Annotated in this window: 21 protein-coding genes; 11 read left to right on the top strand and 10 right to left on the bottom strand. The window is 60.8% G+C overall.

Going from position 1 to position 24269, the window contains the following annotated elements; translation table 11 throughout:
* The first annotated feature begins 69 nt into the window (after window positions 1-69).
* A complete protein-coding gene (locus tag CVS27_RS10995) occupies window positions 70-1653 on the top strand; it encodes an LCP family protein (RefSeq protein WP_103465776.1) in 1584 nt (527 codons plus the stop codon).
* 96 nt (window positions 1654-1749) lie between these two features.
* Here CVS27_RS10995 and CVS27_RS10990 read toward each other — a convergent pair whose 3' ends face one another.
* Entirely contained in the window at window positions 1750-3714 is a 1965-nt protein-coding gene (locus CVS27_RS10990) for a M13 family metallopeptidase (protein WP_103465775.1), read from the bottom strand.
* 251 nt (window positions 3715-3965) lie between these two features.
* Here CVS27_RS10990 and leuA point away from each other — a divergent pair, with 251 nt between their 5' ends.
* From leuA to CVS27_RS10975, 3 genes are all read left to right on the top strand, one after another.
* Window positions 3966-5705, top strand: coding sequence for a 2-isopropylmalate synthase (gene leuA / locus CVS27_RS10985; RefSeq protein ID WP_103465774.1), 1740 nt, complete (start codon window positions 3966-3968; stop codon window positions 5703-5705).
* Window positions 5706-5834: 129 nt separating this feature from the next.
* Window positions 5835-6587: a DNA repair protein RecO gene (gene recO, locus CVS27_RS10980; RefSeq protein ID WP_103465855.1), complete on the top strand. Its 753-nt coding sequence runs from the start codon at window positions 5835-5837 to the stop codon at window positions 6585-6587.
* Between the two features lie 10 nt (window positions 6588-6597).
* Window positions 6598-7431: an isoprenyl transferase gene (locus CVS27_RS10975; protein WP_370739502.1), complete on the top strand. Its 834-nt coding sequence runs from the start codon at window positions 6598-6600 to the stop codon at window positions 7429-7431.
* Here CVS27_RS10975 and CVS27_RS10970 read toward each other — a convergent pair whose 3' ends face one another.
* Both CVS27_RS10970 and CVS27_RS10965 read right to left on the bottom strand, forming a co-directional pair.
* Complete coding sequence (locus CVS27_RS10970) at window positions 7432-8553, bottom strand: alpha/beta hydrolase (RefSeq protein WP_165788294.1); 1122 nt, start codon at window positions 8551-8553, stop codon at window positions 7432-7434. It lies immediately after the preceding gene.
* Window positions 8550-10223: an FAD-binding dehydrogenase gene (locus CVS27_RS10965; RefSeq protein ID WP_103465771.1), complete on the bottom strand. Its 1674-nt coding sequence runs from the start codon at window positions 10221-10223 to the stop codon at window positions 8550-8552. Before CVS27_RS10965 ends, CVS27_RS10970 begins: the two co-directional genes overlap by 4 nt.
* Before the next feature lie 93 nt (window positions 10224-10316).
* Between CVS27_RS10965 and CVS27_RS10960 the strand changes: the two genes are divergently transcribed.
* Complete coding sequence (locus tag CVS27_RS10960) at window positions 10317-11384, top strand: quinone-dependent dihydroorotate dehydrogenase (protein ID WP_103465770.1); 1068 nt, start codon at window positions 10317-10319, stop codon at window positions 11382-11384.
* 265 nt (window positions 11385-11649) lie between these two features.
* Here the strand turns inward: CVS27_RS10960 and CVS27_RS10955 are convergent, their stop codons facing one another.
* Together CVS27_RS10955 and CVS27_RS10950 are read right to left on the bottom strand one after the other, a co-directional pair.
* A complete protein-coding gene (locus CVS27_RS10955) occupies window positions 11650-12654 on the bottom strand; it encodes an aldo/keto reductase family protein (protein ID WP_103465769.1) in 1005 nt (334 codons plus the stop codon).
* Window positions 12655-12761: 107 nt separating this feature from the next.
* Entirely contained in the window at window positions 12762-13364 is a 603-nt protein-coding gene (locus tag CVS27_RS10950; protein WP_243399830.1) for a DUF3043 domain-containing protein, read from the bottom strand.
* A gap of 70 nt (window positions 13365-13434) precedes the next feature.
* Between CVS27_RS10950 and CVS27_RS10945 the strand changes: the two genes are divergently transcribed.
* The 5 genes from CVS27_RS10945 to CVS27_RS10925 all read left to right on the top strand — a co-directional run bounded on the left by CVS27_RS10945 (window position 13435) and on the right by CVS27_RS10925 (window position 18519).
* Window positions 13435-14889: a dipeptidase gene (locus CVS27_RS10945; protein ID WP_103465767.1), complete on the top strand. Its 1455-nt coding sequence runs from the start codon at window positions 13435-13437 to the stop codon at window positions 14887-14889.
* 65 nt (window positions 14890-14954) lie between these two features.
* Entirely contained in the window at window positions 14955-15341 is a 387-nt protein-coding gene (locus CVS27_RS10940; protein ID WP_103465766.1) for a HesB/IscA family protein, read from the top strand.
* A 184-nt stretch (window positions 15342-15525) separates the two neighbouring features.
* Window positions 15526-16404 carry an aa3-type cytochrome oxidase subunit II gene (gene ctaC, locus CVS27_RS10935; RefSeq protein WP_103465765.1) on the top strand — a complete coding sequence of 293 codons (879 nt, stop codon included), beginning with the start codon at window positions 15526-15528 and terminating at the stop codon, window positions 16402-16404.
* Between the two features lie 13 nt (window positions 16405-16417).
* The gene (ctaD, locus tag CVS27_RS10930; RefSeq protein WP_103465764.1) at window positions 16418-18121 is read left to right on the top strand and encodes an aa3-type cytochrome oxidase subunit I; all 1704 of its coding nucleotides are present in this window, start codon (window positions 16418-16420) and stop codon (window positions 18119-18121) included.
* Window positions 18118-18519: a cytochrome c oxidase subunit 4 gene (locus CVS27_RS10925; RefSeq protein WP_103465763.1), complete on the top strand. Its 402-nt coding sequence runs from the start codon at window positions 18118-18120 to the stop codon at window positions 18517-18519. The genes ctaD and CVS27_RS10925 overlap by 4 nt, the downstream gene beginning before the upstream one ends.
* A gap of 115 nt (window positions 18520-18634) precedes the next feature.
* Here CVS27_RS10925 and CVS27_RS10920 read toward each other — a convergent pair whose 3' ends face one another.
* Entirely contained in the window at window positions 18635-18922 is a 288-nt protein-coding gene (locus CVS27_RS10920; protein WP_103465762.1) for an HPr family phosphocarrier protein, read from the bottom strand.
* An 80-nt stretch (window positions 18923-19002) separates the two neighbouring features.
* Between CVS27_RS10920 and CVS27_RS10915 the strand changes: the two genes are divergently transcribed.
* Window positions 19003-19782, top strand: coding sequence for a GntR family transcriptional regulator (locus CVS27_RS10915; protein ID WP_207767499.1), 780 nt, complete (start codon window positions 19003-19005; stop codon window positions 19780-19782).
* Window positions 19783-19926: 144 nt separating this feature from the next.
* Here CVS27_RS10915 and qcrB read toward each other — a convergent pair whose 3' ends face one another.
* The 4 genes from qcrB to ctaE all read right to left on the bottom strand — a co-directional run bounded on the left by qcrB (window position 19927) and on the right by ctaE (window position 24244).
* On the bottom strand, window positions 19927-21597 hold the full coding sequence (gene qcrB / locus CVS27_RS10910; protein ID WP_103465761.1) for a cytochrome bc1 complex cytochrome b subunit: 1671 nt from the start codon (window positions 21595-21597) through the stop codon (window positions 19927-19929).
* Window positions 21598-21599: 2 nt separating this feature from the next.
* Window positions 21600-22628, bottom strand: a complete 1029-nt coding sequence (gene qcrA, locus CVS27_RS10905; RefSeq protein ID WP_103465760.1) for a cytochrome bc1 complex Rieske iron-sulfur subunit — start codon at window positions 22626-22628, stop codon at window positions 21600-21602.
* A 98-nt stretch (window positions 22629-22726) separates the two neighbouring features.
* Entirely contained in the window at window positions 22727-23515 is a 789-nt protein-coding gene (qcrC, locus tag CVS27_RS10900; RefSeq protein ID WP_103465759.1) for a cytochrome bc1 complex diheme cytochrome c subunit, read from the bottom strand.
* A gap of 90 nt (window positions 23516-23605) precedes the next feature.
* Complete coding sequence (gene ctaE / locus CVS27_RS10895; protein WP_207767498.1) at window positions 23606-24244, bottom strand: aa3-type cytochrome oxidase subunit III; 639 nt, start codon at window positions 24242-24244, stop codon at window positions 23606-23608.
* Window positions 24245-24269: the final 25 nt, after the last annotated feature.

The following is a 24269-nucleotide window of genomic DNA, read 5'->3' as shown; positions in this document are numbered from 1 at the left end:
CGTAGGGGTTGCTCCCAGAATTCGCGGCTAAACTCGTCAGAGTTAATGTTCATCTTGAAAGGTTTATACATGGGGCGACGCCGTGCCGAATCGGGGGCAGCTAGTACTGCCGGCACCCCACGGAAAAAACCGATCGAAAATGACGAGCCGGTAGGCCGGCACTACCGGCCGCACCGCAAGGCACCCCTCTGGTTGCGAATTACTGCTGTGACGCTTTCCGGCGCCCTTGTCTTGGGTGCAGGAACCGCTGGGTTGCTGTTTTACAAGCTGCAAAACAATGTCACCACGGCACCCTTGAACGCCGGGCTGACCGATCCCAATTCCACCAAGTCGCCGGTTGAAGATACCGGCTCAATGCAAATTCTGATCCTGGGCACAGATACCCGTGCCGGCAAGAACAGCGACTACGGCACTGCCGATGACTCGGCCGGTGAGGGTAAATCGGATGTGATGCTGCTCATGGACATCTCCGCAGACAACAGCCGGGTCTCCGTGTCAAGTTTCCCGCGCGACTTGATGGTGCCCATCCCCGACTGCAAGCCAGCCGGCGGCGGTGACATTGTTCCCGGCTCGCCCAGCGGGCAACTCAATGCAGCACTGGATGCGGGGCCCGGTTGCACCGTTGCCGCCATCAATGACATCACGGGCCTGACCATTGACCACTTCATGCTGGCTGACTTCACAGCCGTGAAGGAACTCTCCAACGCCTTGGGCGGTGTGGAGGTGTGTGTTGACCACGCCATGTACGACGTGAACGGTTCATTCCTCAAACTGGCCGCCGGCAAGAGCCTGATCAAGGGCGAGCAGGCCTTGGCGTTCCTCCGCACGCGGCACGCATTCGGCGATGCCAGCGACCTGGACCGGATCAAGGCCCAGCAATACTTCCTCGGCTCCATGGTCCGCAAGGTCAAGAGCGAGGGCACACTGACCAATCTGCCCCAGTTGTACAACTTGGCGGATGTGGTGACCAAGAATTTGACTATTGATGAGGGCCTGGCCAATATTCCGGCCATGATCGGCATCGCCAATAGGTTGGCAAAGATTGACTTGGCCCAGATTTCCTTTGTGACGGTGCCCAATGAGGCCTACTCGGGCGATCCCAACCGGGTGCAGCTCAAGCAGCCGGAGGCTGGCCAGTTCTTCGCGGCCCTGCGCAACGACAAGGCCCTGACGCCGGCGCCAACGCCGGCACCCAGCACCGCTGCGGCAGAAACTTCCGGGGCAACACCGGCTCCTGTTACCGCGGAGCCCGCTGCGCCAGCAGCTCCGGCTTATGACAAGGCCATTCAACCCGTCAGCGTCACCAACGCCTCAGCAGTGGTTGGACGCACAGTGGAGATCGTTCAGGCCTTGGCCCAGGCGGGCTTCAACAGCTCATGGCAGGCGGGCGACGTACCATCCAGGGCAGAGTCACAGGTGCTCTACGGTCCCGAGATGGCTGATGTTGCCGCCGATGTTGCCAAGCTGTTCAATCTGCCGGCAACGGCGGTGAAATCCGATCCAACCATCTCGGGCGTGAGCTTGGTGGTGGGCGCTGACTGGGTCTCCGGCACTGAATTTGGCAAGATCGTGGTGCCGGCGGACATTGTTGCCAGTACGGCTGATCAGGGCGGCGAGTGCCTGAGAGTGAACCCGTACTACTACACGTTCTAGGTCGAGCGCTTAACAACTGAGGCGCATAACAACTGAGGCGTTGTTACTGCCGGTAGTCACCGGCAGTAACAACGCCTCAGTTATTTAACTCAAGTTCTACCAGATCGAAACGCGGTCGCCCGGTTCGCGCCACATCTTGTCCTCCGGGCTGGTGCCGAACGCTTCGTGGAACGCGTCAAGATTGCTGACAACTGCGTTGCACCGAAGTTCCGCGGGGGAGTGCGGATCAACCGTCAGGCGACGCACGGCCTCCTCACGGCGGATCTTGGTACGCCAGCATTCGGCCCAGGAGAAGAAGAACCGCTGCGCGCCGCTGAGACCGTCAATGACGGCCGGCTCGGCGCCGTCGAGACTGATCTGGTACGCCTTGAAGCCGATGGCAAGGCCGCCCAGGTCGCCAATATTCTCACCCAGGGTCAGTTCCCCGTTGACGAACTCGTCGGGGGCGGCCATGGGGGAGAGCGCGTTGTACTGCTCCACCAGCTTGGCCGTCAGGGCCTCGAAGGCTGTCCTGTCGTCATCGCTCCACCAGTTGCGCAGGGCGCCCGTGCCGTCAAACTGGGAACCCTGGTCGTCAAAGCCGTGACCAATTTCGTGGCCAATGACCGCGCCAATGCCACCGTAGTTGGCGGCGTCGTCGGCCTGCGCGTCAAAGAACGGCGGCTGCAGGATGGCTGCCGGGAAAACAACCTCGTTCATGGTGGGGTTGTAATAGGCGTTGACGGTCTGGGGTGTCATGAACCATTCGTCGCGGTCAATGGGGGCCCCGATCTTGTTGAGCTGGCGGGACAGCTCAAAGGCGTTGCTGCGCTCAATGTTGCCCAGCAAATCACCGGCCACAATTTTCAGATCACTATAGTCGCGCCACTTGGCCGGGTAGCCGATCTTGGGGGTGAACGCGGCCAGCTTCTCCAGCGCCTTTTCCTTGGTTTCCTGGCTCATCCAGGCCAGCCCCACAATGCTGATCCGGTACGCCTCGATCAGGTTAGCCACGAGGGCTTCCATGTGGGCCTTGTGGGATTCCGGGAAGTGTTCTGCCACGTACAGCTGTCCCACAGCCTCGCCCAACACACCTTCCACGAGGGCAACGCCGCGCTTCCAGCGGTCCCGGATGGCCGGTGTGCCGCTGAGCGTAGTGCCATAGAAGGCAAAGTTGGTGTCCACAAAGTCCTTGGACAGGTACGGGGCCAGGGTGGAAATGGTGCGCATGCTCAACCAGGCCTGCCAATCGGCACAACGGTCCTGAACCAAAAGCGCCTGCTGGCCGGAGAAGAAATCGGGGGTTGCAACCACCAGCTCCGCACCTTGTGCTGCGCTGACGCCGAGGGCATCAAGCCACCATTGAAGTGCTGGCAACAGGGCCAGCACCTCGTCCCTGCCCATGAGGTTGTAGGTCTTCTGCGGATCACGCAGGGTCACCTTGTCCCAGTGTGTGGCGGCAATCTCCGTTTCCAACGCCATGATGCGCGGGGCCTTCGCGGCGGCATCGCCAACACCTGCCAGCTCCAGCATCTTTTGCACGTGCGCCACGTAGGCCTCCCGAATGGGAGCAAACTTCTCCTCACGGTAGTACGACTCGTCGGGCAGTCCCAGACCAGACTGGAAAAGGTGCAGCAGCGCGCGGTCCGGATTTCCGGCGTCGTTGTTCACATAGGCGCCAAAAAGTGTGCTGCCACCTGTCCTGTCCAGTTCGCCCATCAGACGCACGACGGCGGCAATGGAGTCTGCGCCATCGATCGCCGCCAAGAGGGGGGCCAGGGGAGTTGCGCCGGCGGACTCGATGGTGCCTTCATCCATGAAGTCGGCATACAGCTCACCAATTTTGGCGGCCAGCTCGGCGTCCGTTGCCTCAGGATTGCCCGCCTGCGTGCTGGCATGTTCAATGATGGCCTTCACGGCGGCTTCGGAAGTGTCCCGCAAGGTGATGAAAGAGCCTGTCAGTGCCCGGTCCTCCGGAATGACCTCCGCCTCAAGCCACGCACCGTTGACGTGGGCGAATAGGTCATCCTGGGGGCGGACGTTCGGGTCAATGTTGTTGAGGTTGATACCGGAGTGGCTCAAGTGAATCGGATCCCCTTCGTGGGTTGGCTGCTGTGAGGCGTTTTCACGCGTCCACAATAGTGAGTTGGTTCACCATCATCCTACGTGCCGTGTTAGGGTAAAAAAGTGCGCACTGGAATGCTTCTTCTTAGCTGCCGCGGCGAGGCCTTGAACCCGTTGAATTGATCGACGTGGATGTGGCCACCCTCGCTGCGGTGTTTGTGTTGCCCGGCCGGCCTACCCTTCGTTGAACAATATTAAGGTCACCTCCAATGCGAAATGCGCAAAAGCCCTCTGGAATGCCCGTCCACCGTTACGTTCCGTTCCAGGACCAGATATCCGTGAATTTGCCGGACCGCACCTGGCCCGACAAGGTCATCACCCAAGCTCCGCGCTGGTGTGCTGTGGATTTGCGTGACGGCAACCAGGCCCTGATTGACCCCATGAGCCCGGGCCGCAAACTGAAAATGTTCCTGCTGCTGGTCAAAATGGGCTACAAGGAAATCGAAGTCGGCTTCCCCTCCGCCTCACAGACGGACTTTGACTTTGTGCGCCAACTCATTGAGGGCGGCCACATTCCTGACGACGTCACCATCCAGGTCCTGACGCAGGCGCGCGAGCACCTGATCGAGCGCACCTATGAATCCTTGGTGGGCGCCAAGTCAGCCATTGTGCACCTCTACAACTCCACCTCGGTGCTGCAGCGCCGCGTTGTCTTCAAGCAGGACGAAGACGGCATCTTGGACATCGCCCTGCAGGGTGCGCGCCTGTGCAAGAAGTATGAAGAAACCCTCAGCGATACTGTCATTACCTACGAGTACTCGCCGGAGTCCTTCACCGGCACCGAGCCGGAATACGCCTTGCGCGTCTGCAACGCGATTGCCGACATTTTTGAGGCCTCTGCCGACAACCAGGTCATCATCAACCTGCCGGCCACCGTTGAAATGGCAACCCCCAACGTCTACGCCGATTCCATCGAATGGATGAGCCGCAACCTGCACCCGCGCGAGGGCATCATCTTGTCCCTGCACCCCCACAATGACCGCGGCACGGGCGTTGCTGCGGCGGAACTGGGCTACCTGGCCGGGGCTGACCGCATTGAGGGTTGCCTGTTTGGCAACGGCGAACGCACGGGCAATGTTGACCTGGTGACCCTGGGCCTGAACATGTTCACGCAGGGCATTGACCCCATGATCGACTTCTCCGACATTGACGAAATCCGCCGCACGGTGGAGTACTGCAACCAGCTGCCCGTGGCTGAACGCTCACCCTACGGTGGCGACCTGGTGTTCACGGCCTTCTCCGGCTCCCACCAGGATGCCATCAAGAAGGGCCTGGAAGCCCTGGAAGCAGATGCGAACGCCGCAGGTGTTCCCGTCTGTGACCAGGTCTGGGCTGTGCCGTACCTGCCTGTTGATCCCAAGGACCTGGGCCGCAGCTACGAGGCAGTCATCCGCGTCAACTCCCAGTCAGGCAAGGGCGGTGTGGCCTACCTGCTCAAGAACGAGCACAGCCTGGACCTGCCGCGCCGGGCACAGATCGAATTCTCCGGCGTCATCCAAAAGCGCACCGACACTGTCGGCGGCGAGGTCAGCGCCGGCCTGTTGTGGACCATCTTCAAGGATGAGTACCTGCCGGCCGAAGGCAGCGACAATCAGTGGGGTCGCTACCGGATCGGTTCCTTCGCCACCTCAACTGACGACGACGGCGAGATGATGCTGACCGCCAAGCTGGACATTGACGGTGCGACACACACACGCACCGGCACCGGCAACGGTCCCATCGCCGCGCTGCTGTCCATTTTGGCCGAGGACGGCATGGACGTGCGGGTACTTGACTACACCGAGCACGCACTCTCCGAAGGTGGCGACGCCCGCGCCGCCGCGTTCGTGGAATGCACGGTTGGGGAGCGTGTCCTGTGGGGCGTGGGCATCGACGCCAACACCTCCACAGCTTCCCTGAAGGCTGTCATCTCCGCCGTAAACCGGGCCATTCGGGACGCCCAAGCTTAAGCAAAGTTGCCCCGGCACGGATCCGCCTTTTTAGGGTCCGTGCCGGGGTGTTTTGCGTCTGTGCCCTAGAGCTGGCGCCGCCGGTGCGCCCACTGCCGCCAACGCCGGCAATGATGGGACAATGAGATGGTGTCTTATCAATCATTTGCCGCCCGCACCTACAGGGATGACGCCGTTATTTTGCGCACCCACAAGTTGGGTGAAGCCGACAGGATCATCACCCTGCTGACACACCACCATGGCCAGTTGCGTGCCGTGGCCAAGGGTGTGCGGCGAACCAGCAGCAAGTTCGGCGCCCGGCTGGAACCCTTCATGGTGGCGGATCTGCAACTGGTTAAGGGACGGTCCTTGGACATTGTGACCCAGGCTGTTGCCAAGGCCAGCTATGGGGACGCCATTGCCGCCAACTACGACAGATATGTTGTGGCCGCGGCCATGACCGAAACGGCTGAGCGCCTCACAGATGTTGACGGGGAAACCTCCACGGCCCACTATCTGCTCCTGGTGGGCGCCCTGTCGTCACTGAGCCGAGGCGCCCACGCCTCACAATTGATCCTGGATTCATACTTGTTGCGGGCGGTTTCAATTGCCGGCTGGGCCCCCAGCTTTACCGATTGCTCCCGCTGCGGTGAACCCGGCCCGCATGGGGCGTTCAACGCCGCGCTGGGCGGGGCCGTGTGCCATGACTGCCGGCCTCCGGGCTCGCCGGCTCCTGCACCTGAAACGATGAAACTCCTGGGCCAGCTCCTGAGTGGGGATTGGCCAGGGGCTGATGCCTCAATAAACATTCACCGCCGTGAAGCAGCCGGGCTGGTTGCCGGCTATGTGCAATGGCATTTGGAACGCACAGTGCGTTCCCTGAAACTCGTGGAGCGTGTATAAAAATATGGCAATGAAGCGCAGCGGACTCAACAGCAGCGGGCTCAAGAGCAGCCGCAGCAAGTCCAAACCCCAGGTTGTGGCACCGTGGCCCCATGCGGGAGGGGCCGCCATGCCGGACATTCCCAGGGAGTTGGTTCCGGAGCACGTGGCCATTGTCATGGATGGCAACGGTCGCTGGGCCAATGAGCGCGGGCTGCCCCGGATAGAGGGCCATAAAGCTGGCGAACCGGCGCTGCTGGACGTCATGGCCGGTGCCATTGAAATGGGCATCAAGTACGTAAGCGTCTACGCGTTCTCCACCGAAAACTGGAAGCGGTCCCCGGAGGAAATCCGGTTCCTGATGGGTTTTAACAAGGATGTGCTACGTCGCCAGCGCGACCAACTCGATGCCTGGGGTGTGCGGATTCGCTGGGCCGGGCGGCGGCCCAAGCTGTGGGGATCGGTGATCCGCGAGCTCGAGGAAGCCCAGGAACACACCAAGGACAATGACGTCATCACTTTGACCATGTGTGTTAACTACGGTGGCCGTGCCGAAATTGCCGACGCCGTTTCCGCCCTGGCCGCGGATGTTGCGGCGGGCAAACTGAGCCCCAAGTCCGTGAATGAGAAGACCGTGCAGAAGTACATGTATGTGCCAGACGTTCCCGACGTTGACCTGTTCCTGCGTTCAAGCGGGGAACAGCGCCTGTCCAACTTCTTGTTGTGGCAGTCCGCCTATGCGGAGTTTGTCTTCATGAACACCATGTGGCCGGACGTGGACAGGACCACCCTGTGGGCTGCCGTGGATGAATACGCGCGCCGGGACAGGCGCTACGGCGGCGCCGTCGACGCCGCCAAGGCTTAACTACTGGCCCACATAGCCGCGCAGCCAGCGCTCCATGCGGGCATAGCCGTCATCGCGCACGGGCTGGGGGGAGAGGAGCACCTCATGCAGGGCTCCCTCCAGCCGTTCCAGCGTGACGCTGTTGCCCAGCGACAGCGTCCTCAGTGCCAGGGAGCGCACGTCCAGAACCACATCGGCGCGGAGCATGGCATCGCTCCAAATGGGCCCCAGCATGCTCTTGGTGGACAGCAGCACCAGCACCGGCATGGGCAGTTTCAACCCTGCAGCCACTTCCTGTTGCGCAGCCAGGATCGCCTTCATCCAGCCCGCCCGGACCGGGAAGGCGTGCGGTGGGCGGAGTTTCTTATCCACTGGCCATTCGCCATAGGCCTCATCGCTGATGCCCCGCCAGTAAAACGAACGTTCGGGCACCCGCATCCGCATGAGCGGACGAAGATCCGCCAGCTGCACCAAGGGAGTGGCTGCACGCCTGATGGCAGCACCGCCCTGAATTTCCAGCCAAGGGCTGTTGAGAATCAGATGGCTCACCAAACCCGGGTGGTGATGCGCCCAGAGGGTGGCGATCAATCCTCCCGTGGAGTGGCCCATCAACAGGATCGGCACGTTGCCGCCTGCTGTGCCAGACGTGACGGAACTACCGGAAATTTCCTGGGCAATGACGGCGTGGGCGGCGAGGATCTCGGCGTCGTAATCGGCTAAATCGGCAACATAGCCGCCCAATTCGTGGGAGGTCAGGCTGCGCCCGTGATTGTGCAGGTCCAAGGCGTAGAAGGAATAGCCATGGCCGGTGAAGAACTCGGCCAGACCGGTGTTGTAGAAGTAGTCGCTCCAGCCGTGAATGAACAATACGGCAGGCTTGGTGGCAGGGGGCGACGGCGTCTCCCCTCCCTGCCGCCTGGCTGGCCGGTGCCGGACCAAGGTTGCCCGGTAGGAAACAGGTACCGGTTCCCCCTCCGCCGTCTCAGCGGGGCTGGACTGGGCCGGGGCGGTGCTGTCCCCAGGTGTTGCCGCGATGTCATTGCCGTCTTTGCTCGGAACTGCCCGTGCGCGTAAGTGCAATGTCAGGGCTTGGTAGTCGGGTCCCAGAATGTCCGCATGCCACCGCGGGGCGCTAGCCCTCACGCTCCGGCGTCGCTTGCTGCACAACGGCCGGCAATGCGGCCGGAGAACAGGCAGCCGCCCAGGAAGGTGCCCTCCAGTGACCGGTAGCCGTGCATGCCACCGCCGCCAAACCCCGCTGCTTCACCGGCTGCATACAGTCCCGGGATGGGGTTGCCCGCAGCGTCAAGAACACGCGCTGACAGATCCGTGGTCAGCCCGCCCAAACTCTTGCGGGTCAAGGTGGTCAACCGCACCGCAATGAGCGGGCCGTGCTCGGGCGCCAGCAGGGGATGGGGTGGCACCACACGCATCAACTTGTCCGTGGCGAAGCGCCGGGCTTCCCTGATGGCGTTGAGCTGGGTGTCCTTGCCCAAACCGCTGTCCACCTGGCGGTCCCGGGCCAACAACGTTTCATGCAGTTCCGCAGGATCAATCAAGTCAACACCGACCAGGGCGTTCATCTTCGCGGCAAGCTCCTGGGCCGTGGCGGCCTGCAGGAAGTCGATGCCGTGGTCCAGGAAGTTCTGCACGGGGCCGGGGGCGCCGGGGAGGGCGCGCTTGGCGAGCAATTTCACGTCCTTGCCCGTCAGGTCCGGGTTTTGTTCCGAGCCGGAGAGGGCAAATTCCTTGCCGATGATGGTTTTGTTCAGCACAAACCAGGAATGGTCGTGCCCCGTGGTTTCCAGATGCCGCAGGGTGCCCAGGGAATCAAAGCCGGGGAAGAGCGGCACCGGCAGACGCTTGCCATCCCCGTCCAACCACAGCGGAGACGGGCCGGAAAGGATCCTGATCCCGTGATTGGGCCACACCGGATCGGTGTTGTGAATGCCCTCGGGGTAGTGCCACATCCTGTCGGTGTTGATCAGGGCCCCGCCGGCGCGGGCCACCGCCTGTTGGAATTCCCCATCCACCGACGCCGGAACACCCGTCAGCATGTAGCCCGGCCCGGTGCCGTTGGGCCATTGCTCACGCACCATGGCATGGTTGCCGCCAATGCCGCCGGTCGTGACAATCACCGCGCCGGCCTGGACGCTGAAGCCGCCAACAAACTCACGGCTGCTCGCCACACCACGGGCAGCTTCTGAATCAGCCAGCACCTCGCCGAGCACTCCCGTGACGGTTCCGGCGTCGAACATCAACTCGGTGGCCCGGTGCCGGAACGCATACTGCACGCGTCCCGCGGCAACACCTTCTTCCAATTTACTCAGGAAGGGTGCCACAATCCCGGGACCGGTGCCCCACACCACATGGAAACGCGGAACAGAATTGCCGTGGCCCGCGGCATCGTAGCCGCCGCGCTCGGCCCACTGGACCAGGGGAAAAAACTTCACGCCGAGCGCATGCAGCCAGGCACGTTTCTCGCCGGCGGCAAAATTGACGTACGCCTCCGCCCAGCGTCGCGGCCAGAGATCCTCGGGCCGGTCAAAGGCGGCCGAGCCCATCCAGTCGCTCATGGCCAACTCGGCGGAATCCTTGACACCCAGATGGCGTTGCTCGGGGGAGTCCACCAGGAACAAGCCGCCAAAGGACCAATGGGCCTGTCCGCCCAGTGAAGCTTCCGGCTCCTGGTCCAGGATCAGCACCGTCCGCCCGGCGTTGTACGCCTCGGCGGCGCTGACCAGGCCGGACAGCCCGGCCCCCACCACTACAACATCCGCCTGTTGCCATGCACCGCCACCATTGGTATCCATGTGGACATGCTAACGCCCTTTGGTGCCCGCCATGCGTCAAAGATCGTGGCTCGACGTTTTGCAGATGTGAGGCAGAACCGGAAAACTAGGGGTATGCGAATTTATCCCACAGTTTTCCGGCTCTGTTTTTCTTGGATGGACGCCGAAAGAGCGCACAAGATCGGCTTCACCATGATCAAGGCGACTCACACGGTGGGAGCCGGCGCCGTCTTGCGCCGCATCTTCACCCCCGCGGCATCCCTGCAAACCGAAGCGCTCGGTATGACCTTCCCCACACCGTTTGGACTTGCCGCCGGTTTTGACAAGGAAGGAAAGGGCATCAACGCCTTGGCCAACCTTGGATTCGGCCACGTTGAGGTGGGCACCATTACGGGCCAGTCGCAACCGGGTAATCCCCAGCCGCGCCTGTTCCGCTTGGTTCAGGACCGCGCCGTGATCAACCGCATGGGCTTCAACAACGACGGCGCAGCCGCCGTTGCGCCGCGACTGGTGCAGGCGTTGGCTGAGTTGGACAAGACGTACCCGGCTGTGCGGCCCATTGTTGGTGTCAACATTGGCAAGACCAAGGCTGTGGAGCTTGAGGACGCACTGCAGGACTACCTCATCAGCGCCCGCACACTGGCTCCAGCAGCCGACTACCTGGTGGTCAACGTGAGCTCGCCCAACACCCCGGGACTGCGGTTGCTGCAGGACGTTGCAACGCTGCGCCCCCTGCTGAGCGGTGTGCGTGAAGCCGCCGATGCGGCAGCCGGGCGCCACGTGCCACTGTTGGTGAAGATCGCCCCTGATCTGGCTGACGAAGATGTGGCAGACGTCGCCGCGTTGGCGTTGGAGCTCAAACTCGACGGCATTATTTGCACCAACACCACCATCAGCCGCGAGGGTCTGTTGAGCGACCCCGCCATGGTGGCGGAAAAGGGTGCTGGCGGTCTTTCCGGTGCGCCGTTGAAAGCGCGGTCGCTGGCCGTGCTCCACCAGCTGAAGGCCGCCGTGGGGGACCAGCTGACGTTGATCTCGGTGGGCGGCGTGGAAACCGGTGCCGAGGTTCAGGAACGCCTCGACGCCGGCGCCACCTTGGTTCAGGGCTACACGGCATTCCTCTACGAGGGCCCGTTCTGGGCTGCCCGCATCAACAAGGAACTGGCTGCCCTGCGCAAATAGGCAGCACCGAAGCTTAAACGTACTTTGTCCGCTTATACGTGGTTTCTAAACCACGTATAAGCGGACAAAGTACGTTTAAGCGGAAAATGACCGCGCGACATGGGCTATGCGCCACGTCGACTTTGTCTGTGCGCAACCGTTGTGGACAGCAGTGCGCCCCTGTGACAGCTGCGCCGTGCTGGCACTTCGCTGTGCGCATGTGAAAACTAGCCAAGGGCTATGCGCCACGCCACCGTCCACGCATGCGCATAGCCCAATTCGCCTGCTACGCCACGCGGCTTGGCGGGCTCTGCGTCTTGGCCGGGTCGTTGACGATGCTCGAGGCCAGAGCGGCGTCAACGGCTGACATGAGTTCGGCTGGAATCTTCACTCCGGAGGCGGCAACGTTCTCCGCCACCTGCTCCGGGCGGGATGCGCCCACAATGGCTGTTGCCACGTTGGGATTCTGCAGAACCCAGGCAACGGCCAGTTGGGACATTTTCAGGCCCAGTTCATCGGCAATGGGGCGCAGCTTTTGCACGTTGGTCAGGATCTGCTCATCGAGGAAGCCGCTGATCATGTTCGCCCCGCCCAGTGCGTCCGTGGCGCGGGAGCCGGCAGGCAGCGGCGCGCCGGGGAGGTACTTTCCCCTGAGCACGCCCTGGGCCATGGGCGACCACACAATCTGGGACATGCCCAGCTCCAGCGAGGCGGGGACCACTTCGGGCTCAATGACGCGCCACAGGGCAGAGTACTGCGGCTGGTTGGAGACCAGTGAGAACCCGGCCTCGCGGGCCAGTGTTTGGCCGTCCCGGAGCTGCTGGGCGTTCCACTCCGAAACACCAATGTAGAGGGCCTTGCCCGCCCGGACCACGTCGGCAAACGCCGCGATGGTCTCCTCCAGCGGTGTTTCATAGTCGTAACGATGGGCCTGGTACAGGTCTACGTAGTCCATGTTCAGGCGTCGCAGGGAGTTGTTGATGCCCTCCATGATGTGCTTGCGTGACAAGCCCGTGTCATTGGGTCCCTTGGGGCCAACAGGCCAGTAAACCTTGGTGAAAACCTCCAGCGATTCGCGCCGTTCGGTGGCCAACGCGCTTCCAAGGACTTGCTCGGCGGCGCCGTTGGCGTAGGTGTCGGCCGTGTCAAAGGTGGTGATTCCGGCGTCGAGCGCGGCACGCACGCACGCCGTGGCGACGTTGTTCTCCACCTGCGAGCCGTGGGTGAGCCAGTTACCGTAGGTGATTTCGGTGATCTTCAGGCCTGAGCGGCCAAGGTAGCGGTATTCCATCCACCCAGCCTAGCGAATCTGGATGCCGAACCTCGCACCAATGACAGCTGCTTAAACAACGACGCCGGCCACTTCCGTAAGGAAGCGACCGGCGCGTTAAACCTTGGTCAGGAGGGCCATTCCCCGCGGCGAACCATGGGCTTGGGCAGACGTAGGCGGCGGAACTGCATGGAGCGCATGCAGCCGTACCAGATGACGCCGGAATCGACGGAACCAAACTTCGTAGCGATCAGGCGCTTGAGCTTGCGGCCCATGAACCAGACATCGATCGCCACAAAAGCAACCATGACCCAGAATGCTGCAAAGAGAATGATGGAGGCATTGCCGGTGGGCGGCAGTACCAGGGTTAGCAGAACAATGCCCAGGGCGGCGAACATGACGTACTCGCCAAGGCTGAACCGGGCGTCAACGTAGTCGCGGGCATAGCGCTTCTGTGGTCCCTTGTCACGCAGCGGCAAGAAGCGTTCCTCGCCGGTGTCCAGGGCGCGGCGCATGCGGGCCTGTTCATCACGGCGCGCATCACGGGCAGCGACCTTGGCGGCTGCACGGTCATTGGGTACCAGGGGGCGCTTGCGTGCCGCTTCCTGGTCCTTGCGTGAGGGAGTGGGCACACCTTTGGCAGATTGGGCATCCCTGGAAGGGGAAATCTGCTCGGAGGAGGCAGCCGTCAGCTGCGGGTCGGGGGCTTGATCTTTCTTACGTCCAAACACCCGTACAGAATACCCTGAAACGGCGCCTTGCCTTGACCGCTGGCACATTGCCGGCGGTAGTCTGGCGTTTATGACCCACAACGATCAAGGCGCCACGGCGCTGCCAGCCAAGGTAACCGACAACCTTCCCCTCGATGAGCTGCGCCACAGCGTTGCAGAGAACTTCAGCAGCACCGTTGCGGAGCTGACCAAGCTTGTTGCCATCCCCGGAATCGCCTGGGACGCCTTCGACGCCACCCACCTGGACACGAGTGCCCGGGCAGTTGCTGCGTTGATTCGCGCAGCGGGTGTTGAAGATGTGCAGATTCTGCGTGTTGCCAAGGACGACGGCGGCCCGGGCGGACCCGCTGTTGTGGGCCGAAAGGCCGCGGCTCCCGGATTCCCCACCGTTGTCCTGTACGCACACCACGACGTGCAGCCGCCGGGGGATGCGCAGCTGTGGGACAGTGATCCCTTTGTGGCGCAGGAGCGTGCGGGGCGCCTTTACGGGCGCGGGGCTGCCGACGACAAAGCCGGAATCATGGCACACATTGCCGCTTTCAGTGCGGTGGAGAAGGTACTGGGAGCCGACTTCGGAGTTGGCGTGACGTTCTTCATTGAAGGAGAAGAGGAAGCTGGTTCGCCCACGTTCCGCACATTCTTGGAAAAGTACCGGGCGCTGCTGGCCGGCGATGTCATTGTGGTGGCTGATTCGGCCAACTGGCAGGTGGGCATTCCAGCCCTGACCACCAGCCTTCGCGGCTTGGTGGATGGTGTGGTGGAGGTCAGCGTGACAAGCCACGCGGTCCATTCAGGCATGTTTGGCGGTCCGCTGCTGGATGCGCCCACCTTGCTGGCGCGCCTCATAGCCACCTTCCACGACGAGCAGGGTTCGGTGGCCATTGAGGGCCTGGTGCGCAACGAGCACAGCGACGTGGACTACGACGAGGCAACGTTCCGTGCGGACGCTGGGGTGCTCGACGGCGTGCAGCTGGCCGGGCGCGGCACCATCACCTCGCGCCTGTGGACCCAGCCGGCGTTGTCCGTCATTGGCATGGACGTGCCAAGTGTCGAGATGAGCTCCAACACCCTGCTTCCCACGGCAAGGGCCAAAATCAGTTTGCGCCTGGCGCCGGGACAGGATCCAGCCGCCGCGATGGCGGCCGTCGCGGAGCATGTGCAGTCCAACGCGCCTTTTGGCGCAAAAGTCAGTTTTGTGCCCGGTGAGGCGGGCCAGTCCTTTGCCACGGACACCCAGGCGCCTGCCGCCCAGGCGGCGCTGTGGGCACTGGGGGAGTCGTGGGGAGTACGTGCCGTTGAAACGGGCATTGGCGGGTCCATCCCCTTCATTGCGGACTTGAAGGAAATTTACCCGGGCGCGCAAATCCTCGTCACAGGGGTGGAGGATCCCGACTCCAGGGCCCACAGCGCCAACGAGTCCCTGCACCTGGGCGAATTTGAAAAGGCCATCGTGGCCCAGGCTTATCTGCTGGGCGCCATTAACAACGGCGCCCTTGCGGAACACAATCCGCGTCCAGGTAGTTGACATAAGTTAGCGCCCCTGCCGGGCTCGACGTAGCATGTACTTGTACCCCCACGTAAGGAAATGCCATGACTGCAAATGTCCACGAAGAAACTTCATCAGCAGATGTTGCCGCCGCCGAACTGCCCACCCACGGTGTGTTGATCAGCGATGTAGCTGCCGGAAAGGTGCGCAGCCTGCTGGAACAAGAAGGCCGCACCGATTTGCGCCTGCGCGTGGCAGTTCAGCCGGGCGGTTGCTCGGGCTTGATCTACCAGCTCTACTTTGATGAGCGCATGCTCGACGGCGACGCAGTCCGCGACTTTGACGGCGTCGAAGTTGTCATTGACAAGATGAGCGTCCCCTACCTGGATGGTGCCAGCATCGACTTTGAAGACACCATTTCAAAGCAGGGTTTCACCATTGACAATCCGAACGCCGGAGGCTCTTGCGCCTGCGGTGATTCGTTCCACTAAGCAAAGTTTTCTACTGGATGTAGAGCTAACTGCAGGAGATTCCTTGCGGACATCCGACGCACGCGCGGTTTTGTACGCATTTTCTGTGCCATAGCGGTAAGCTCTACATCGAGTAGTAAAACCCATTTAGCTCCTAGCGGCTCTCAATCGCCGCAGAGCGCAGTAACAAGAGGAAGGGCCGTCTGTGAGTTCGCAGGACCGAACCGGCAGCCGACGCGCAAAAGTCATCCCCATAGCTGGGATGGCGATTGCCGGAGCGTTAGCTTTGTCTGGATGTACGGCAGAGAGTAAGAACGGCTGGTTGCCAGCCGAGCGTGATACCACCAATCACACGGCGGGAATCATCGATCTATGGGTTAATTCCTGGATCACAGTCTTGATTATTGGCCTGATCACCTGGGCCTTGATCATCTGGTGCATCATCGCGTACCGCCGCCGCAAGGGTGCCACTGGCTTCCCTCGCCAGGTGAGCTACAACCTCCCGCTGGAGGTTTTTTATGTGTTGGTGCCGTTGTTCATGGTTCTGGTGTTCTTCCACTTCACAGACGTGGAGCAGAAGTCCATCAACGCCCGTGTTGACAGCCCGGATGTCACTATTGATGTCCGCGCCAAGCAGTGGTCATTTGACTTCAACTATCTTGAAGGCAACGACATCAAGGAAGCTGTTTACTCAGCTGGCGTTCAGGCCACACTGGATGGCAAGCCGATCGACAAGTCGAAGCTGCCCACCCTGTACTTGCCCGTGAACCGCTCTGTTGAGCTTCAGCTGAACTCCCGTGAAGTGATTCACTCCTTCTGGGTGCCGGCATTCTTGGACAAGAAGGACATGCTGCCCGGCAAGACCAACTACATGACCCTGACGCCGACGGCGCTGGGCACGTACGACGGTAAGTGTGCCGAACTTTGTGGTGAATACCACTCCGAAATGCTTTTCAACGTCAAGGTTGTCACGCAGGCCGAATTCGACGCGCACCTGGCTGAGCTCAAGGCCAAGGGCCAGACCGGCGCCTTGGGCGAAGAGTATGACCGCAATCCCAACGCCGCCACCACCGAGAAGAAGTAGGGGGACGAGGAAAGTGTCTACGCTCGAGTACTCAGCAACCGAAGTGAATTCGGCTGCTCCGCGGGTGGTTCCCGTATCCAAGGGGCGCATCGTCGTCAACTGGATCACCTCAACCGACCACAAGACGATCGGGTACATGTACCTGATCGCAGCATTCATCTTCTTCTGTCTCGGTGGCGTCATGGCGCTCATCATTCGGGCGGAGTTGTTTGAGCCTGGTATGCAGATCTTGCAGACCAAGGATCAGTACAACCAGTTGTTCACCATGCACGGCACCATCATGCTGCTCATGTTTGCAACCCCGTTGTTTGCCGGCTTCGCCAACGTCATCATGCCCCTGCAAATTGGTGCACCCGACGTTGCCTTCCCGCGCTTGAACGCCCTGGCTTTCTGGTTCTTCCTCTTTGGCAGCACCATCGCAGTATCCGGGTTCATCACTCCCCAGGGTGCCGCAGCGTTTGGTTGGTTTGCTTACGCACCGTTGTCCAACACCACGTTCAGCCCTGGTGTTGGTGGCGACTTGTGGGTCTTCGGTCTGGCACTGTCAGGCTTCGGAACCATCTTGGGTGCCGTCAACTTCATCACCACCATCATCTGCATGCGTGCCCCCGGCATGACCATGTGGCGCATGCCGATCTTCACCTGGAACACTTTGGTTACGGCCATCTTGGTCCTGATGGCCTTCCCGCCGTTGGCAGCTGCACTGTTCGCCCTGGGTGCTGACCGCCGATTCGGCGCGCACATCTTCGATGCCGAATACGGTGGCGCCATGCTGTGGCAGCACCTCTTCTGGTTCTTCGGACACCCAGAGGTTTACATCATCGCCTTGCCGTTCTTCGGTATTGTCTCTGAGATTTTCCCGGTCTTCAGCCGCAAACCTATCTTCGGCTACAAGGGCCTGGTGTTCGCCACCATCGCCATCGCCGCCTTGTCAGTGACCGTGTGGGCTCACCACATGTACGTCACAGGCCAGGTCATGCTGCCGTTCTTCTCCTTTATGACAATGCTCATCGCAGTGCCAACGGGTGTGAAGTTCTTCAACTGGATTGGCACCCTGTGGCGAGGGTCGCTGACCTTCGAGACCCCCATGCTGTGGAGCCTTGGCTTCATGATCACCTTCTTGTTCGGTGGTCTGACAGGCATCATCCTGGCATCGCCCCCGTTGGACTTCCATGTTTCTGACACCTACTTTGTGGTTGCTCACTTCCACTACGTGGTCTTTGGCACAGTGGTGTTCGCCATGTTCGCCGGCTTCTACTTCTGGTGGCCCAAGTTCACCGGACGGATGCTCAACGAGCGTTTGGGCAAGATCCACTTCTGGCTCTTGTTCCTGGGCTTCCACGGCACCTTCTTGATCCAGCACTGGTTGGGTGTCCTGGGCATGCCGCGTCGCTACGCCGACTACATGGTGGAGGATAACTTCACCTGGATGAACCAGTTCTCCACCATTTCCTCGTTCGTCCTGGGCGCATCGATGATCCCGTGGTTCTGGAACGTCTACATCACCTGGCGCAGTGGCAAGAAGGTTGAAGTTGATGATCCTTGGGGCTTTGGTGCTTCCTTGGAGTGGGCAACATCCTGCCCGCCGCCGCGTCACAACTTCACGTCCTTGCCGCGCATCCGTTCGGAGCGTCCGGCCCTGGATCTTCACCATCCGGAGCTTGCCCCGCACTACGTACCGGCAGCAGCAGTAACTTCGAAGGGAGCAAGCAAGTGAAGGTAGAATCTTGGTTGTTTTTGCTCACCGGCGCTTTCTTCATTCCGGTGGCCACCGTGTACGGTTTCATGACCCACTGGACGGAGCCCGTAGGCTTCCTGGGCATGTACCTGTTGTCCGGCCTGTGCATCATGGTGGGTGTTTACCTTTACTACACGGGTAACCGTGTTGGACCTCGTCCCGAGGACCGCCTTGACGCCGAAGTTCACGAAGGCTCCGGCGAACAGGGGCACTTCAGCCCCTGGAGCTGGTGGCCGCTGGTTTTGGCTCTGTCCTGTGCTGCAGGGTTCCTGGGCTTGGCAGTGGGCTGGTGGATCTTCATGGTCGGCCTGGGCCTTGCCGCTATTGCACTGGTTGGCTGGGTTTACGAATACAGCCGCGGAGACCACGCACACTAGCATTGCCCGGCTCCAGCAGCCGGTTGACTTGAACAAAGTAAAAGGGATTGTCCCTCACCACATGGTGGGGGACAATCCCTTTTTTGTGCCCGGCTGAAGCACGAGTGGGCAGAAGTTAGGAGGGGTCTGTCAGGTCCGTCGCCAGCAGCTCCGCCAAGTGGTCCACGGCAGCACGCACGGCGTCGCCATCGGCATCGCACGGGCCCACAGCCAATTCAACCTCAGTGCCGTGTTGGAAGTCGGCACTCATGACCGCCAACAGCGACCGTCCGTCAATGGCTTCCATGCCTTCTTTGGACAGGGTGATAGGCAGGCCCGTGCGGTTGACGGCCCGGACAAAAACTGCTGCCGGGCGGGCGTGCAAGCCGACGCTTGCAGCCACGGTGATCTTGCGGGTGTACATTCACTGGCTCCTAGAAAGTAGATGTTTCTGTAATGAGAGTAGTCGTGTTTTAGGCTGGTAGTTGTGAGCAAAGGAGTTTCATGAGCTATTTGGTCCCGCCGGCGAAAGAGATCCCGGGGGAGTTGGACAGGGAGTCGCCTGTCTCCGTCCATGTCCAATTGCGTGAACTGTTGCGCAACTATGTGCTGTCCTCCAACAAGTCCGGGCGGCAATTGCCTTCAGAGCGGGACATGGCGGCCCATTTTTCCGTGGCCCGCATGACCCTGCGGCACGCCGTGGAAGCTCTCGTGGAGGAGGAGCTCCTAGAACGAGTGGTGGGCGTGGGAACCTTCGTGGCCCGCACCAAGTTGGATGTGACCCTCAAACTCACTTCATACTCCGAGGAGATGGCGCGCCGTGGCATGCGACCCTCGGCGCGGGTGCTGGCCTTTGAACAGATTCGCGCCACGGCCCGCCTGGCGCGCGAACTGCAGCTGGAGGAGGGGCAGGCAGTCATCAGGCTGCGAAGGCTGCTGCTGGCCGACGACGAGCCTATGAGCGTGGATGAGAACTTCCTCCCCGCCTGGCGTGTGCCGGGCATTCTCGACGCCGGACCGCCGTCGTCCCTCTACAACGTCCTGGGCGAGCGTTACGGCCTGGTCATTGAGTGGGGTGAGGACATCATCGAAGCCAACGCCGCAACACCCTCCATTGCCCGGCTGTTGAAAGTGGATATAGGCGCCCCGGTGCTGCGCACTGAACGCCATGCCTTTGTCTCCCGATCAACCGTGGACTATTCGGTGTCCTTTTACCGGGCTGACCGTTACAAGCTCCGTGTGCCCCTGCAGCGCCCCGGCGTGCGTACCCGGCGCATGTACTAGAAGGGGGCTCCGGACGTCCACAGCGCGGCGCGGGCGGCCCGTGAAGGCATCAAATCCGGTAGGGCAACAAAAAGCAGTGGCCGGTTCCTCGAGGGAACCGGCCACTGCTTTTTGTTTCAGAACTGCTTAGTGCTTCAGAACTGCTTAGTGCTTGATGGCCTTGTCATCGTCACTGGCTTCGATGGCCTCGTGATGGTGTCCGGCTTCCAGCTCCGAAGGCGTTGCCGGGGCAACACGATCCTCGAAGAAGAATCCGCTGAGCTTGGCTCGCAGGTTTTCCTTCTTGGTGACAATCCCGTTTTCGTTCGGGATGCCCTCTTCGGCAACGGGGGACTCGTAGCCAACCAGCTTGTAGCGCTTGTAGTCATCGAGCTGTGCGTGGATTTCCTGGAACTCACCGTGCGGCAGGCGCACAATGCGGCCGGTCTCGCGGCCGTGCAGTGCAATCTCGCGGTCCTTGCGCTGAAGCGCCAAGGCAACACGCTTGGTCACAATGAAACCAAGTACCGGGCCAATGAAGAACAGTGCGCGCAACCAGTACGTGACATCGTTCAGGGAGACCTGGAAGTGTGTTGCGATCAAGTCGGAGCTTGCAGCAGCCCACATGACGCAGTAGAAGATGAATCCAGAAACGCCGATGGCCGTACGGGTCGGTACGTTGCGCGGACGGTCCAGCACGTGGTGCTCGCGGTTGTCGCGAGTTACCCAGCGCTCAATCCACGGGTAGAGGAACAATGCGGTGAAGACGATTCCGGCAGGGATCAAGGCCGGGCCAAGAACGTTGAAGGACAAGGTGTTCACGCCCCACGGGAACCGAATGTGCCACTCCATCGGGATGTTGAAGAACCAACCTGGCATGAGGCGCAAGGCACCATCCACCCAACCGATGTACCAGTCAGGCTGTGTGCCTGCTGAAACGGGGGAGGGGTCATAGGGGCCGTAGTTCCAGATGGGGTTGATGGTGAACGTTGCAGCAACGAATGCGATGATGCCGAACACGATGAAGAAGAAGCCGCCAGCCTTTGCAGCGTAAACCGGGCCGAGGGGGTAACCCACCACGTTGCGGTCATTGCGTCCCGGGCCGGGGTACTGCGTGTGCTTATGGATGACAACCATGAACAAGTGGATGGCGATCATGAGCAGGATCAGCGCCGGCACCAACATGATGTGCATCATGTACAGGCGGCCAATGATGACAGTGCCTGGGAACTCCCCGCCAAAGAGGAAGAAGGAGATGTAGGTGCCCACAATGGGAATGGACTTAACCACACCATCAATGATGCGCAGACCGTTGCCGGACAGCAGATCATCGGGGAGTGAGTAGCCGGTGAAGCCGGCAGCCATCGAGAGGATGAGCAGCACGCCGCCCACCACCCAGTTCAGTTCACGAGGCTTGCGGAATGCGCCCGTGAAGAACACGCGCAGCATGTGCACCGATACGGCAGCCACGAACAACAGGGCTGACCAGTGGTGAACCTGGCGCATAAACAAGCCGCCACGAATCTCGAAGGAGATGTCCAGTGAGGAGCTGTACGCCACGGACATTTCCACGCCCTTGAGGGGCACGTAGGAACCGTTGTAGTGGGTCTCCGCCATGGACGGGTCAAAGAAGAACGTCAGGAACGTACCTGAAAGAAGCAAGATGACGAAGGTGTACAAGGCAACTTCGCCGAACATGAAGGACCAGTGGTCAGGGAAGACCTTCCGGCCAAATTCACGCAGCATGCCCGAACCGCCCACGCGCTCATCAACAAAGTTGGTGATGCGCCCTGTGGCGGTCTTGGGCTCAAATGTGGTTTGCGGTGCTGTCGACATAATTAGCCACGCTCCCAGAAGCTCGGTCCAACAGGTTCATGGAAGTCGCTCTGGGCGACCAGGTAACCCTCGGCGTCAACCGTAATGGGCAGCTGCGGGAGCGGGCGAACAGCCGGCCCGAAGATGACCTTGCACTCCTGCGTCAAGTCAAAAGTTGACTGGTGGCAGGGGCACAGCAGGTGGTGTGTCTGCTGCTCGTACAGGGCAACAGGGCAACCGACGTGGGTGCAAATCTTGGAGTAGGCAACAATGCCGTTGTAGGCCCAGTCTTCGCGACCCTCGGAAGGGTTGAGGTCTTCCGGGTTCAAACGCATCAGCAGAACAACTGCCTTGGCCTTCTCGTTGAGCTTGCCGTGTTCGAGCTTGTTCAAGGACTCCGGAATCACGTGGAAAGCCGAACCGATGGTGACATCGGCTGCCCTGATGGGGGTGCCATCAGGATCGCGAGACAAACGCTCGCCTTCCTTCCACAGCGTGTGACGCAAGGCGTTGCCCGGCAGGGGGCCAAGATCGCGGAAGATCGCAATTGCCGGCAGGGGGGCCAGTGCGACGGCGCCGATGAGGGTATTGCGGATCAGCGGGCGACGCTTGATGCCAGTCTCGTCAACGATGTCATCGATGATCTGAATGGCTGCCAGCCGGTCTTCCTCGGAGCGCAGTTCGTGACGCTCTTCAGCAACTTCATGGTCCGGCATGAGGGCGCGGGCCCAATGCACAATTCCCGTTCCAATGCCCAGCATGGCAAATGCCACGCCTATGCCAAGGAAGGTGTTCTGCAAACGCAAAGTGTCCAAGGTGTCATCAAGACGAACGCCAAAGTAGCCAACGAAGAAAATCAGCGTGCCAACGATGGAAATGATAAATAGCCATGCCACCTGGTGCTCGGCCCGCTTTGCAGCCTTGGGGTCCGTGTCAGCTAGTCGCAAACGATGTGGTGGCAGTCCAGGGTCCTGGAACTTATCCACCTCATCGTGACCAGCCTTAGCTACGGCGTCCGAGCTTGTCGGCGTGCCGTCACTATGGTTGCCCATAATCCCCTCATCCTTCTCTTATCCCGGCGCATTCCCGGGGTCGTAATGTATGTATCTGGTGGCTGCTGGCGCAGCCAAAAACCTGTGGTTCTTGAAACTTAGGAAGTCCTGGACGTCAGCCAGATGGTGAAGCCAATGACTACGCCAAGGACGGCAGTCCAGAGGAACAAGCCCTCGGATACCGGACCGAGCGAGCCAAGCTTGGCGCCACCGGGGGAGCCCTGGTTCTCAATGGTGTTCAAGAAGGTGATGATGTCGCGCTTGCCCTCGGGGCTGATGTTGGCGTCGTTGAACACAGGCATGTTCTGCGGGCCGGTAACCATGGCGCTGTACATGTGGCTGTTGGACACGCCAGCCAGTGGCGGTGCAAACTTGCCACGGGTCAGTGCGCCACCGGCAGCGGCAGCATTGTGGCACATGGCGCAGTTCACGCGGAACAGCTCGCCACCAACAGCTGCGTCGCCGCCGCCGTCAATGAACTCCTCGGCCGGCATCGCCGGACCGTCACCCAACGTGGCTACATAAGCGGCCAGTTCACGGGTCTGTTCAGTATCGAACTGCTTGGGCTTTTCACGAGCCTGAGGCCCCTGCATCTGCATGGGCATACGGCCCGTGCCGACCTGGAAGTCTACTGCGGCCGCGCCGACGCCAGCCAAGGACGGTCCTGCGTCCGAGCCGCTGGCGCCCATCCCATGACAGGTGGCGCAGTTGGCGATAAAGAGCTTCTCGCCCTCTTCGACCTGCTGCGCGGTAAACGTGGTGGTGTCGGCCTTGGCCTCATTCATGGTTGTGACAACGGCGTATAGCCCACCTGTCAGCATGAGCCCCATCACTAGCAACGCTAGTGCAGCCAGCGGATGACGTCGCTTCTGCGAAAGTGCCTTCACTTGGTGGTTCCTTTGATCTATATCCAGCAGCCCCTAGTGAGAGCCGCAAATGCTAAGTCTTACTTGTAATAGAAGAAAGCTGTTGGCAGCTTACTTCAGGACGTAGATGACCAAGAAAAGGCCAATCCACACGACATCCACGAAGTGCCAGTAGTAAGAAGTGACGATCGCGCTGGTTGCTTCGAAGTGTCCAAACTTCTTTGCAGCATAGGCGCGGCCAATGATGAGTAGGAATGCAATGAGTCCGCCAAGGACGTGCAGGCCGTGGAAACCTGTTGTCATGTAGAAGGCTGAGCCATAGGGGTTTGAGTTCAGTGTCACGTGCTCGGAAGTCAGCATCGCGTATTCGGTCGCTTGACCGGCAACGAAGATGGCACCGAGAACGAAGGTCAACAGGAACCACTCCGTCATTCCCCACTTGGAGAACTGGAAGAGGCGTCCGGTGCGGCGAGGCCGAAGGTTCTCCGCAGCAAACACACCCATCTGGCAGCTGAATGAGCTGGAAACCAGGATGATGGTGTTCACCAAGGCGAACGGGAAGTTCAGCTTGGCCGTTTCTTCAGCCCACATCCCACCAGTGGTGGAACGCAGTGTGAAGTACATGGCAAAAAGGCCGGCAAAGAACATCAGCTCACTGGACAACCAAACTACGGTTCCTACAGAAACCATGTTCGGTCGATTCAGCGTCGGATGCGCCGGGGTACTGGGGGCATGGGTCGCAGTTGTCACATAGACATTATGTCTATAAAACTCC

Origin of the sequence: Arthrobacter glacialis (assembly GCF_002909445.1) — a bacterium.
Classification (GTDB): domain Bacteria; phylum Actinomycetota; class Actinomycetes; order Actinomycetales; family Micrococcaceae; genus Specibacter; species Specibacter glacialis.
Note: the sequence above shows the minus strand (reverse complement) of the source record. Positions and strands in the feature narration are given on the sequence as shown.

Excerpts from the sequence above, each read along its gene's own strand:
- CVS27_RS10995 (WP_103465776.1), top strand. The coding sequence starts at position 70 with ATGGGGCGACGCCGTGCCGAATCGGGGGCAGCTAGTACTGCCGGCACC.
- leuA (WP_103465774.1), top strand. The coding sequence starts at position 3,966 with ATGCGAAATGCGCAAAAGCCCTCTGGAATGCCCGTCCACCGTTACGTT.
- CVS27_RS10975 (WP_370739502.1), top strand. The coding sequence starts at position 6,598 with ATGAAGCGCAGCGGACTCAACAGCAGCGGGCTCAAGAGCAGCCGCAGC.
- CVS27_RS10965 (WP_103465771.1), bottom strand. The coding sequence starts at position 10,223 with ATGGATACCAATGGTGGCGGTGCATGGCAACAGGCGGATGTTGTAGTG.
- CVS27_RS10960 (WP_103465770.1), top strand. The coding sequence starts at position 10,317 with ATGCGAATTTATCCCACAGTTTTCCGGCTCTGTTTTTCTTGGATGGAC.
- CVS27_RS10955 (WP_103465769.1), bottom strand. The coding sequence starts at position 12,654 with ATGGAATACCGCTACCTTGGCCGCTCAGGCCTGAAGATCACCGAAATC.
- CVS27_RS10945 (WP_103465767.1), top strand. The coding sequence starts at position 13,435 with ATGACCCACAACGATCAAGGCGCCACGGCGCTGCCAGCCAAGGTAACC.
- CVS27_RS10940 (WP_103465766.1), top strand. The coding sequence starts at position 14,955 with ATGACTGCAAATGTCCACGAAGAAACTTCATCAGCAGATGTTGCCGCC.
- CVS27_RS10920 (WP_103465762.1), bottom strand. The coding sequence starts at position 18,922 with ATGTACACCCGCAAGATCACCGTGGCTGCAAGCGTCGGCTTGCACGCC.
- CVS27_RS10915 (WP_207767499.1), top strand. The coding sequence starts at position 19,003 with ATGAGCTATTTGGTCCCGCCGGCGAAAGAGATCCCGGGGGAGTTGGAC.
- qcrB (WP_103465761.1), bottom strand. The coding sequence starts at position 21,597 with ATGTCGACAGCACCGCAAACCACATTTGAGCCCAAGACCGCCACAGGG.
- qcrA (WP_103465760.1), bottom strand. The coding sequence starts at position 22,628 with ATGGGCAACCATAGTGACGGCACGCCGACAAGCTCGGACGCCGTAGCT.